Source organism: Zarconia navalis LEGE 11467, assembly GCF_015207075.1.
Taxonomy (GTDB): Bacteria; Cyanobacteriota; Cyanobacteriia; order Cyanobacteriales; family Geitlerinemataceae; genus Zarconia; species Zarconia navalis.
In genome coordinates this window covers 1-10,918 of sequence record NZ_JADEXN010000123.1, presented here as the reverse complement: position 1 = coordinate 10,918, position 10,918 = coordinate 1, and the positions used below count along the sequence as shown (strand labels likewise).

Below are 10,918 nucleotides of genomic sequence, written 5' to 3'. Positions count from 1 at the left end.
GAGTCTGTGAAGGTTGCAGCGAGGGTCGAGTTTTGCCCGAGGAGTCGATCGCTAACAAGCATTTGGAGCGCGGTTGAGGGCAGACTGAGACCGATCGGGAAATCAGTTCTTTAGCAGCTTTTACAGTCGTCGGATCGATGGTAGAGGCGGGTTTCGATCGCTGTTGAGCCATTGCCGTTTTGGGCAGTAAACTCACTCCCAACAGCAACAACTGAAAAATCGTAAAAGACCGCGTTCGGACAACATTTGAATGCTTCTCCATGGACTCTTATCCCCTTTTGGTGTTCAACTCAATCCACCCTATGAAATTAGCCTAAATAAGGGGGAATTGGGGGTCAATTATTTAGAAAAAGGCAAAGTATTATCCTATATTCGGTGGCTTTGAGACCCAATCGGTATAGATATGGTTAATCAGATATCGATCGCCGATGCGGAAGATCCTGCAAGTTGGGTGGATTCTCGACTCCAATGAGATGGGTGACTCGAGGCATTGAAAAATCCGGCAAAATTCACCGAAAAAATCCCAATATCGATACCCGGTTATGCTACCCTAGAAAAGTTGTCTAATCTCGCACATTCAGGGAATCGGGTGTTTCTCAACGTGGAAATGCGCCTGAATGGAGGATTAACCCGAATTTAGGAGTACAAAATCATATGCCAGTTGTTTCATTGGCTCAGTTGCTAGAGTCAGGGGTTCACTTCGGACACCAAACCCGTCGGTGGAATCCTCGGATGGATCGATACATTTTCACTGAGCGGAACGGGGTTCATATCATTGACTTGGTGCAAACTGCCCAGTTGATGGAAGATGCCTACGAATATATCCGGAATGCCGCCGAGTCCGGGAAAAAAGTCTTATTTGTCGGCACGAAGCGGCAAGCTGCTGGCATTGTGGCCCAAGAAGCGGCGCGTTGCGGTGCGTATTTCGTGAATCAACGCTGGTTGGGGGGAATGCTCACCAACTGGACGACGATTAAAATGCGAGTCGATCGTCTCAAAGAATTAGAGGCAATGGAAGAATCCGGCGCGCTGGATTTGCGACCGAAAAAGGAAGCCTCCATGCTACGCCGAGAACTGGGGAAACTTCAGAAGTACCTCGGTGGCATCAAATCGATGCGGAAGATTCCGGATATTGCGATCGTCATCGATCAGCGACGGGAGTACAATGCGGTGCAAGAATGTCAAAAGCTCGATATTCCGATCGTGGCTTTGCTCGATACCAACTGCGATCCGGATGTTGTTGACGTTCCCATTCCTGCCAACGATGATGCCATTCGCTCAATTAAGCTAATACTAGGGAAACTCGCTGATGCGATCTACGAAGGTCGTCATGGTGAGTTAGAGACTCTATCGGAGGAAGATTACGAAGATTACGCCGCCGAAGACTACGAAGATTATGCAGAACCAGAGCTAGAGGCCACTGAAGCCGCTGAAGCTACTGAAGTCGCCGAAGTTGCTGAAGCTACCGAAGCTACCGAAGCTACCGAAGTCACCGAAGTCACCGAAGTTGCTGAAGCTACCGAAGCTACCGAAGCTACCGAAGTCACCGAAGCTACCGAAGTCACCGAAGCTACCGAAGCTACCGAAGTCACCGAAGTTGCTGAAGTTGCTGAAGCTGAAGAGGTCGCTGAAGCTACCGAAGCTACCGAAGCTACCGAAGCTACCGAAGCTACCGAAACCGGCGAAGGCAGCGAAGAGGAGTAAAACCAGAGGAAACGAAGCAAGATGGCACAAATATCGGCAAAACAGGTCAAAGAACTGCGCGATAAAACCGGCGCAGGCATGATGGATTGCAAAAAAGCCCTGATAGAAAATGATGGGAATCTAGACAAAGCTACGGAGTGGTTGCGCAAAAAAGGCATTGCCTCTGCTGGAAAAAAAGAAGGTCGAGTCGCCGCAGAAGGACTTGTGGGTAGCTACATCCACACCGGAGGTCGGGTTGGTATTTTAGTGGAAGTCAACTGCGAAACGGACTTTGTTGCCCGAGAGGAACAGTTCCAGGACTTGGTGCGCAATATTGCCATGCAAGTGGCAGCTTGTCCGAATGTGGAGTACGTCAGCGTTGATGAGATTCCCAAAGACATGGCCGCTAAGGAAAAAGAGATCGAAATGGGTCGAGATGACCTGGCGAACAAGCCCGAAAATATTCGTGAAAAAATCGTCCAGGGTCGGATCGACAAGCGCTTGAAAGAGCTATCTTTGCTCGATCAACCTTACATTCGCGACCAGAATATCACCGTCGAGGAGTTGGTTAAAGCAACTAGCGGCAAGCTCGGAGAAAAAATCCAGGTTCGTCGCTTCGTTCGCTTTATCCTCGGGGAAGGCATCGAAAAGAAAGAAACCAACTTTGCCGAAGAAGTTGCCGCCCAAACCAGCGGTCAATAAATTAAATTGGTAACCGAACTCAAAGGCGATCGATGAAAAGGAAAGTGTTTTCTAACGCGATAATCGATCGCCTTTGAGACGGGATTTCAGTTTTGTGTCCTCTATCACCCATATCGTCACAGATGAGCGGATCGCTTGAGCGGATCGATCGAGATGTAGCGGCTCTAGAGGAGGCAATATCGACGATTGCCTCGGAATTCGGTCGCGCCTATACCAATTATCTGGGTGCTTTAGGACAGGCCACGCGCCAACAGTTAGTTTTAGCCTGCTTCCATCTTTGTACCCAGGGATATCCGGAATCTTTTTTAAAGCTTACTTTTCATCAGCGAGAACAACTGCAAGAGGAAATTCGCAAATTAGCAAGCTCCGGTCAGCAGCAGTTGGAAGAAATGATTTCGCCAGATGGATTAGCGGTGCGATACCAGGAACCGCATTCCTATTCTCAAAAGGAAGCTGAAGATCGTGGAGATTGCGATACGGCAAGCGAGTCCGATTCGGAGGTTGTGGAAGAAGAAACCGATACTTCCCACGAGTCACTGGGTTCGGCCTCAGAAACGATTCTCCCCGAATCACAAACGATTGCTCCCGAACAGCTTGTTAATTGGCAAAAACGAGTCGAAATAGCGATCGGACAGATTTTGCAAACTCTCTCCAACCAGGCTAATCGTCTCTTGCAAACCTCGGGGGTATTACCGAATCAATTGCCCGCTCCCGTTTCCGATGATGCAAAAGCGGAAGCCATCGATTCGGTGAGTAGTCCTCCCAACCTACTCAATTTGGTCGTTGAATCTGAAAATACAAAAAAACGAGGGGGAAAACCAAAAATCACCGAAATTGTGGCTATCTATCTCCGTTTGACTGAAATTGAATTTGGAGAAGCGAATGTCAGTGCGTGGCGAACCCAGATTCGCCAGCTTTCGCAACGATTAAATGCATTGGGACAGCAGTACTATCAAAAACGCCAGGAGCAAGTTGTGGCTCAGGCTGAATCGGCTTGGAGATCGAGTTGGTTTGAAGACTAGAATTTTTTAGGCTAAAATATCGAGAGTAAAGTGACAGGGAATCGAAACAATTTCATCCTCCGGTCAATATCGTTAGTATTTCAAGGTTCGAGCGTATATTCCCCAGCGGCCTAGGGACTAGCAACAAGTTGAATTCGACCCCGATCCATTTCTTCCATTAAGAGTTCTAGGGCTTCGTAATCAACATCTGAAATATACCCCAACCGAGTTAACTCGTTGTTGATCTCATTTTCGAGATCGGGTGTCAAACGCTTAATATACAAAGCTTTTTCTACAAGGTGACGGATGGCTACAGTTGCTTTCATCGGACATCAGAAGAATGCTGTTACTTCTATCCTCTGATGAATTTCAGGTTCATCTTGCGATCGTAATGCCTATCGATGGGTGATCTACATCACTGTCAGATTGTCAGTTTACTGCATTTAAACCCAAGATTGTAAAGACTTTAAATTGAGAAATTATTGTGTCGGAATCGTGTTTTTAAATTCACAGAGTATTGATATAACAGGGTTTTATTGGCACAGAAAACCTTTGGATCTTACAGTAATTGTAAAGGCAAAACCCATAGATTGCAGTATGACCGGACACATTTTTCTAAGTGACTTTCTGAAAACTTTACATAACAGTCAACAAACACGAAGATTCAGCAAACTTGCCTAAAAACCGCGCCGTGGAGAAATTTTATCGTTTATGTTTGTACCATCGTTTTTCGTAAACCCCATCGCCTAAACCAGTTAGGCAAAAGGAACTGAAACTATGCAAGTTACTCCCCAAGCATCCAAAGCCACCGTAATGAAGCTACAAGGTCACATCAACGCCGACAACGCTCACGAACTCAAAAATCAGCTGACCACCGCTGTTTCCGGTGCAGAAGCTCCAATGGTACTGGTTGATATGGAAGAAGTCGAATCCCTCGATAGTGCAGGTCTGATGGCATTTGTTTCGGCGATGAGTCTTTCCAAGAGCGTCGGTCGCAGATTCAGCCTCCGCTCCGTTTCTCCTTCTGTTAGAATTATTTTTGAATTGAGCCAACTCGATCGCGTATTTGATATTGAAGATCGCGGAACGAATATAGGCGCAGTTCTAGCTTAGAGGCTACGTGTTGGTCAAGTCGCCTTTAAGTTGACCGCTCTTATCTAGCCTATCTGTCTTCTTCGCTCTATTGTTTAAATTTTCTATATCTACTCTCTATTCTAAAACGCACGGCATCATCTCGCTTGATGCCGTGCGTTTATTTCGATCTGAATCGATCTTGACTCGAGATGGATGAAATTGCCCTGCTCTAGTTGGCGTTCTCAATGCAACGTATCGATTAATCAAAGTAGAATAATGTCACTACTCGGCGTTGTTCCTCTGCATCTCGACAAGTTTGCAATAAGGTATGACTGTCGTGAAAGGCAAAGCAAATAAGCTGCTGACACCGAGATACGATTTCTAAATTGCATGCAGCACTCGCTTCGGCAAGAGATAAGCTGTTATTTTCGTGATTTTCGACCAAGTTCATCACTTTATCCAATGCAGTGCGAGATTCTTGAGGCTGACGATCGAGACTTTGAGGCAGAATAACCGTGAGCAGATTGGGATCGGCTCGCATTGCACCTCGAATGGCCGCAAGATTCGTTCCTATTGCCCCGGAAGTAATTAAGCGATTTCCCCCCAAAACCAGGGCGTAGCTCATCACCTCAATCAGGTTTTGGTGGGTGATGGGGACGTGACGAGAGCCGAGCAAGGCGATCCGCTTCGAGCCAGATTGCTGGATCGTCGCCAGTTCCTGTAGAAATACATCAACTTTATCGGGGGTTTCTATGGATTGACTCAAAGACGGTATACACGAGAAACGAACAACCCCGTAATTCTATCAGACTGTATGCACGAATTCTCCATTGTTATCCCATTTTTTCCATGATTTTAGGGTTCTTTTTTTGTTGCTTTGCTCGAATAGGGAAGACGCTCTTTTTCGATCGGTAATCGCTCATCAGAGGTTGAAGATTGAGTGGGTTTGTCCGCAGGAAGCTCGGGGAGACGACTATCAGATTCGTTTTCTGCCTCAGAGGGGTTTTGAAGCGGGGGTTTCTTGGGTGTATTGACTGGGTTGGGCGGTGAGGGAAGAATATCTTCTTGGGGCAACTCGGGTTCGAGTGGATCGGGTGCAGGAGATTGTGGGGGTAAAGGTTTCTCGGTGCTGTCCTCGGGGTCGGTCGGCTCTAGGATTGGTGCCTCGGGGGGAGTCTCGATATTATCATCCAACTCCACGTCTAATTCAAAGGGAATCGTCACTTGATGAGTATTAGATGTATCGAGGGCTAACTTTTGCTCGATCGCCAATGCCAGAGCGCGATCGAGGGCGATCTCATCGAGAAATGGGTCTCCCGTGGATGTCACCAGTTGCGTTTCTATCCCACCGTCAGGCACAACCACAATATCGACAATTATAGAATCTGGTACTTCCCCAGGAGGAATAGATAGATCGGCGACTGAATACGAAATTGGAGCCAGGGCAAAAATTTGAGATTCTGTATTCGGTTCCGAATCCGGGTCGAGTGCTTGTAAATCTTCAAAATCGATCTGGGGCTGTTCTCCAGAACCCAATGCATTCAACGTCGGGCTATTTTCATTGAATACCACCACTAACGGGTATACGGCTTCGCTGCCCGTACTGGGAAAGAGAATATCTTGAATGCTCGCCACGAGTAAGAGTTCGCGAACCTGATTTTCCGAACCGTCGGGAAATCTTAAGTCAAGCAAATTTCCTCGATCGTCCACGACGGCTTCTACTGGAATTTGACCTTCAAGTTGTTGAGAAGATGCCCCCGGTAGACGAATTCCCTGAACAAAGCGGATTTCTCCCTCGGAAAATTCTGACGAATTGGCAATATTGGGGTTCTCCTTTTCAGAGATTTCTTCTCCATCGGCGATTTCCTCGTTCTCCTCATTTGGGATTGCCTTGGGATCGTCTTCGTCCTGAAGTTGGGGTTTTTTGAGGAAGTTTGGATCGTCTTGCTCTAAGCGGCGTTCGATCTCTCGCCTAGCTTGCAAATCGATCCAAGCCTGCAACTCTGCCAAAGATAAAGAGCTTTGAGAGCTAGTGTCACCAGAACTGTAGCCCGAACCGTAGCCCAAATTGTAGCCCGAACTGTAGTCCTCGGAAGATCCCGAAGAGCGAGAACCGAAGAACGTACCCGAGCTGTAAGTCGGTTCCGAAGAGCCTAGAGGTGGTGGCGGGCCGGGGGGTAACCCCTGACCGGAATTCCCCAAAGTTCCCGATGAAGAGGGCGGGAGTCCCGACAGGGAAGGCAGCGTACCGGCCGATAAAGTATTGGAGTTGGGCGAGGGTAACCGACCGACGGGTAAGGTACTAACAACGGGCAAACGACTGATTTCTGCTGGGGTCAACTCCACTAAATTGGTTTCCACCATCCGGGTTGCGAGTGGGGAATTTCCTAACCCATTGGGAGAAACGACAGCGAAACCCACTCCCACAACCCCGTGCAGACCAAGAGACGCGGCGATCGCCATGTAGGTCGGTTGGCGCAGAGTCCCGGCAAAATTCTTGGACACCAGGGGCAAGCGGAGGAGAGAAGCGATTTTGTTTGGGCGAGGGGCAGAAGACATAGCAGTTACCAATAATCCGTCTGAGTCGGAATCGATATTGATTGTATGGATATTTTAAAAAAGAATATTGATAGTCTAGCAATGTTCCGGGTGGGCGTTGGAGGATGGATGTCCGTACTCCTGACATGGGTCAGTTGGAGGCGCGATCGCAGCCACAATGCTTCTGCAACGGCCATTGACCCTCACCACGAACCGATCCAAATACCAAAAAACCCGGTTCTATGAGAAAACCGGGTCGGCTGTATTTTTAGCAGACGACAATCTAGTCGAGATAACCCATGAGTGCGTTGGGATCGTCGATTTCGTTCGAGGCCACCGGTCGATTTCCCATGGAGGCGTAGACGTCGCTAATGGCTAAGGTTCCGGCAGAAATTGGACGCTGTCCTGAAGAATTGATGGTGCCGCAAACTTGCAAGTGGCTGGCAAAAATCGGACGCTGTCCGCCTACGGCACCGAAGGTTTCGGTAATTTCCGAGTGGCTGACTGTAACGGGACGATTTTGAGGTAAATCGCTATCAGGTCGCATTTCAACGCTGAGAGATTTAGCTGTGTCCGATTTGCCAGGTACGGCGAGTGCCGTCACTTGTTTGTCCTTAGAGTTTGCGGCCGTCTCGGCATCGCTGGCTTCTTCTGTGGCAGTACTTTTAGTGCTTCTTGCGGTGCGGCTTTTTGTGGTTTTGCTTTCGTCGAGAGTATTGCTTGGACTCATATCCCTTTTTCCTCAAATGAAATTGATGATGTGGCAGGCGCTGCGATCGAAAGGCTCGAAGTGAAGCCAATGGAAGCCGAGCGCCGAGGGTGCTTCCTCAAACGGTTGATGGCGAACTGCGGTAGCCAAAGGGGACGTACACCAGACTCGATGGAGGTCGGGTTGTTATGTCAGCTCCGGAATAATTTTATTATTACTTAAGGATTCTTGTAAAGTATTTTCAACTTTAATATATAAAACTATACAATTATTGAAATAACCCAAATAAATATGCGATCGAAACAATAATTTTTCCGGTAGAATTTAATGTCTAATTATTTTTCGTACGATAAATTGCTTCTAGTTCGATCGAACTCATCAATCAGCCATTCTCATGAAAGCATTTCATCTCCAAGCCCCGTTTCAACCAACAGGCGATCAACCCCAGGCGATCGCCCAACTCATTGCCAGTCTGAACGCCAAACATCAAAATCAGACGTTACTGGGGGCAACGGGAACGGGAAAAACTTTTTCGATTGCCAGTGTTATCGAAAAAATTGGTAAGCCAACTCTAATTCTCGCCCATAATAAAACCCTTGCCGCGCAACTTTGTAATGAGTTCAGACAGTTTTTTCCAAATAATGCTGTTGAATACTTTGTGAGCTATTACGATTACTACCAACCCGAAGCTTATATTCCTGTTAGCGATACATATATCGAAAAAAGTTCGTCCATTAATGATGAGATAGATATGCTGCGACACTCGGCAACCCGATCTCTATTCGAGCGGCGAGATGTCATTGTCGTGGCATCAATTAGCTGTATTTACGGTTTAGGAATGCCGGTGGAATATCTCAAGGCTTCTATTCCTCTAAAAGTGGGAATGGAAATCGAACCGCGTCAATTCTTACGAGCGCTTGCAAATATTCAGTATACTCGAAACGATCTAGATCTTGGTCGAAGTAAGTTTCGAGTTAAAGGTGATGTCATTGAAATCGGGCCGGCTTACGAAGATAGAATTATTCGGATCGAATTATTTGGAGACGAGATCGATGCCATTCGTTACATCGATCCGGTCACTGGAAACATCATCCAAAGTGTTGAGGCTTTGAATATCTATCCCGCACGGCACTTTGTCACGCCTCAAGAACGATTAGAAATCGCTTGCCATGATATTGAGGAGGAACGAAAACAGCGAGTTTTGCAACTCGAACAATTGGGAAAACTCGTCGAAGCTCAACGTATCGACCAGCGCGCTCGTTACGATTTAGAAATGTTACGAGAAGTAGGATACTGTAATGGAGTTGAAAACTATTCCCGCCACTTAGCCGGACGCAAAGCCGGAGAACCACCCGAATGTTTGGTGGATTACTTTCCCGATGATTGGTTGCTAGTGGTAGATGAATCCCACGTTACCGTACCGCAAATTCGAGGAATGTATAATGGCGATCGCGCTCGCAAACAAGTTTTAATCGACCACGGATTTCGCCTTCCCAGTGCTGCCGATAACCGACCCTTAAAAGCCGAAGAATTTTGGTCGAAAGTCGAGCAATGTATCTTTGTCTCGGCGACACCGGGAGAGTGGGAAATCGAGAGATCGAACGATCGAATTATCGAGCAAATTATTCGACCGACAGGGGTGGTAGATCCCGAGGTATTCGTCCGTCCCACAGAGGGGCAAGTTGACGATTTGTTAGCGGAAATTCAAAAACGCAGCGATCGTAAAGAACGGGTGTTGGTCACCACCCTCACCAAACGGATGGCTGAAGATCTCACCGAGTATTTTCAAGACCGGGGGGTACGGGTTCGCTATCTACACTCGGGGATTACCTCCATCGAACGGATCGAAATTCTTCAGGCCTTGCGCCAGGCAGAATTTGACGTTCTAGTCGGGGTAAACTTGCTTCGAGAAGGCTTGGATTTGCCAGAGGTTTCCTTAGTGGCAATTTTAGATGCCGACAAAGAGGGATTCTTGCGAGCCGCCCGATCGCTCATCCAAACCATCGGTCGGGCGGCGCGACACGTGCGCGGACAAGCAATACTCTACGCCGATCGCTTAACCGATAGTATGGCAAAAGCCATCGAAGAAACCGATCGTCGCCGCCAAGTTCAATTAGCCTACAACCAAGAGCATGGCATTACCCCCAAATCGATCGTCAAACAGTCAAACAACTCAATTCTGGCGTTTCTCGACATCTCTCGACGTTTGAATGCTAAAGAAATCGAGATAGCCTGCGATAATGCCGACGAGTTACCCTTAGACCAAATACCCGAACTGGTGCGCCAGTTGGAAAGACAAATGAAAGAGGCAGCAGCCAAACTCGAATTTGAGGAAGCAGCAAAATTGCGCGATCGCATCAAGCAACTGCGAGAGAAACTTCTCGGTCGTTAAATTTTCGCCCATCGCGCGGGTATTTAGGGCTTGTTCCCAAACTCGCGCGAGGATCTGGTTTCTCCTTGTTCAGACACCTGGCTTCCTCGAGGAGAACAAGATACTAGCTCTGCGCAGAAGCCGCACCGAACTCCTCTTGCAAAGCTTCATCGTGGTCGTCCGCGATCGTCGCAACGACGGTAATCGATCGAGAAATTTCTCCAGGGTTGAGATCCGCCACCGATCGAGACGATAGCACGACGATCTCATCGCCGAGCATCGCAAATCGGGCTTCGTAAGTGCTAGACCAGTTCATTTCCAACAGTCGGCGCATCATTTCGCTTTCGTTCTGGGCCGGCAGTTTCAAGATCGAAGACCAAACCGTGAGCGTATCTTCTTCCGTCGAACCCGTCAGCTGGACGAAAACTCGAACGCTACCGTACTTAAACTTCCACAAGTGCCCTGCATCGCTTTTACCTACCAACACTTTTTGGTCTTCTGCCAAACTGGAAATGACCGTTTCGATTTCCAGAACGTAGTCAACATCCATGGATTCGTCTACAAGGACATTCAGGGGTACGTTATCCCGATCCGTTGTCATAATGTGTCTCCACTGACTCGCATTCTTGCCAAATTTACTCTAGCGTTTCCAGGAACCCGATGACCAGCACTTAGGAAGATGGGAGAATTTTGAAGCGCGAAATTCCCGGTCAATTGGGTTTGCGAGCGATCCAATATTTGCTCGCGAAGTGGTTTTCCGTGCGAATGTCCGTAAAGCCAACGCTTTCGAGGCGGACACCCAAATCGTCGGTAATGTAGTGACGATAATACGGTTCGTGG

The 10,918-nt window shown here is 47.8% G+C and carries 11 protein-coding genes and 1 pseudogene; 6 read left to right on the top strand and 6 right to left on the bottom strand.

Annotation, left to right across the window (positions count from 1 at the left end):
* A partial coding sequence (locus tag IQ235_RS08680; protein WP_264321079.1) for a hypothetical protein occupies positions 1–262 on the bottom strand: 262 nt, incomplete at its 3' end.
* 392 nt (positions 263–654) lie between these two features.
* Here IQ235_RS08680 and rpsB point away from each other — a divergent pair.
* The 3 genes and pseudogenes from rpsB to IQ235_RS08665 form a co-directional block, all read left to right on the top strand.
* A pseudogene (gene rpsB / locus IQ235_RS08675) lies at positions 655–1,405 on the top strand (30S ribosomal protein S2); the annotation flags it as partial.
* A gap of 320 nt (positions 1,406–1,725) precedes the next feature.
* A complete protein-coding gene (tsf, locus tag IQ235_RS08670) occupies positions 1,726–2,385 on the top strand; it encodes a translation elongation factor Ts (RefSeq protein ID WP_264321078.1) in 660 nt (219 codons plus the stop codon).
* 122 nt (positions 2,386–2,507) lie between these two features.
* Complete coding sequence (locus IQ235_RS08665; RefSeq protein WP_264321077.1) at positions 2,508–3,407, top strand: hypothetical protein; 900 nt, start codon at positions 2,508–2,510, stop codon at positions 3,405–3,407.
* A 110-nt stretch (positions 3,408–3,517) separates the two neighbouring features.
* Here IQ235_RS08665 and IQ235_RS08660 read toward each other — a convergent pair whose 3' ends face one another.
* Positions 3,518–3,712, bottom strand: coding sequence for a hypothetical protein (locus IQ235_RS08660; protein WP_264321076.1), 195 nt, complete (start codon positions 3,710–3,712; stop codon positions 3,518–3,520).
* Positions 3,713–4,163: 451 nt separating this feature from the next.
* Between IQ235_RS08660 and IQ235_RS08655 the strand changes: the two genes are divergently transcribed.
* Positions 4,164–4,499, top strand: coding sequence for an STAS domain-containing protein (locus tag IQ235_RS08655; RefSeq protein WP_264321075.1), 336 nt, complete (start codon positions 4,164–4,166; stop codon positions 4,497–4,499).
* A 220-nt stretch (positions 4,500–4,719) separates the two neighbouring features.
* On the opposite strand, the gene IQ235_RS08650 is transcribed toward IQ235_RS08655, so the two are convergent.
* Both IQ235_RS08650 and IQ235_RS08645 read right to left on the bottom strand, forming a co-directional pair.
* Positions 4,720–5,226, bottom strand: a complete 507-nt coding sequence (locus tag IQ235_RS08650; RefSeq protein WP_264321074.1) for a DNA recombination-mediator protein A — start codon at positions 5,224–5,226, stop codon at positions 4,720–4,722.
* An 89-nt stretch (positions 5,227–5,315) separates the two neighbouring features.
* Positions 5,316–7,019, bottom strand: coding sequence for a hypothetical protein (locus tag IQ235_RS08645; protein WP_264321073.1), 1,704 nt, complete (start codon positions 7,017–7,019; stop codon positions 5,316–5,318).
* Positions 7,020–7,064: 45 nt separating this feature from the next.
* Between IQ235_RS08645 and IQ235_RS08640 the strand changes: the two genes are divergently transcribed.
* Positions 7,065–7,244: a hypothetical protein gene (locus tag IQ235_RS08640; RefSeq protein WP_264321072.1), complete on the top strand. Its 180-nt coding sequence runs from the start codon at positions 7,065–7,067 to the stop codon at positions 7,242–7,244.
* 37 nt (positions 7,245–7,281) lie between these two features.
* On the opposite strand, the gene IQ235_RS08635 is transcribed toward IQ235_RS08640, so the two are convergent.
* The gene (locus IQ235_RS08635) at positions 7,282–7,728 is read right to left on the bottom strand and encodes a hypothetical protein (RefSeq protein WP_264321071.1); all 447 of its coding nucleotides are present in this window, start codon (positions 7,726–7,728) and stop codon (positions 7,282–7,284) included.
* Between the two features lie 373 nt (positions 7,729–8,101).
* Between IQ235_RS08635 and uvrB the strand changes: the two genes are divergently transcribed.
* Positions 8,102–10,099, top strand: a complete 1,998-nt coding sequence (gene uvrB / locus IQ235_RS08630; RefSeq protein WP_264321070.1) for an excinuclease ABC subunit UvrB — start codon at positions 8,102–8,104, stop codon at positions 10,097–10,099.
* Between the two features lie 103 nt (positions 10,100–10,202).
* Here the strand turns inward: uvrB and IQ235_RS08625 are convergent, their stop codons facing one another.
* Complete coding sequence (locus IQ235_RS08625; RefSeq protein ID WP_405196658.1) at positions 10,203–10,679, bottom strand: YbjN domain-containing protein; 477 nt, start codon at positions 10,677–10,679, stop codon at positions 10,203–10,205.
* Positions 10,680–10,918: the final 239 nt, after the last annotated feature.

Excerpts from the sequence above, each read along its gene's own strand:
- tsf (WP_264321078.1), top strand. The coding sequence starts at position 1,726 with ATGGCACAAATATCGGCAAAACAGGTCAAAGAACTGCGCGATAAAACC.
- IQ235_RS08665 (WP_264321077.1), top strand. The coding sequence starts at position 2,508 with ATGAGCGGATCGCTTGAGCGGATCGATCGAGATGTAGCGGCTCTAGAG.
- IQ235_RS08660 (WP_264321076.1), bottom strand. The coding sequence starts at position 3,712 with ATGAAAGCAACTGTAGCCATCCGTCACCTTGTAGAAAAAGCTTTGTAT.
- IQ235_RS08655 (WP_264321075.1), top strand. The coding sequence starts at position 4,164 with ATGCAAGTTACTCCCCAAGCATCCAAAGCCACCGTAATGAAGCTACAA.
- IQ235_RS08645 (WP_264321073.1), bottom strand. The coding sequence starts at position 7,019 with ATGTCTTCTGCCCCTCGCCCAAACAAAATCGCTTCTCTCCTCCGCTTG.
- IQ235_RS08640 (WP_264321072.1), top strand. The coding sequence starts at position 7,065 with ATGGATATTTTAAAAAAGAATATTGATAGTCTAGCAATGTTCCGGGTG.
- IQ235_RS08635 (WP_264321071.1), bottom strand. The coding sequence starts at position 7,728 with ATGAGTCCAAGCAATACTCTCGACGAAAGCAAAACCACAAAAAGCCGC.
- uvrB (WP_264321070.1), top strand. The coding sequence starts at position 8,102 with ATGAAAGCATTTCATCTCCAAGCCCCGTTTCAACCAACAGGCGATCAA.
- IQ235_RS08625 (WP_405196658.1), bottom strand. The coding sequence starts at position 10,679 with ATGACAACGGATCGGGATAACGTACCCCTGAATGTCCTTGTAGACGAA.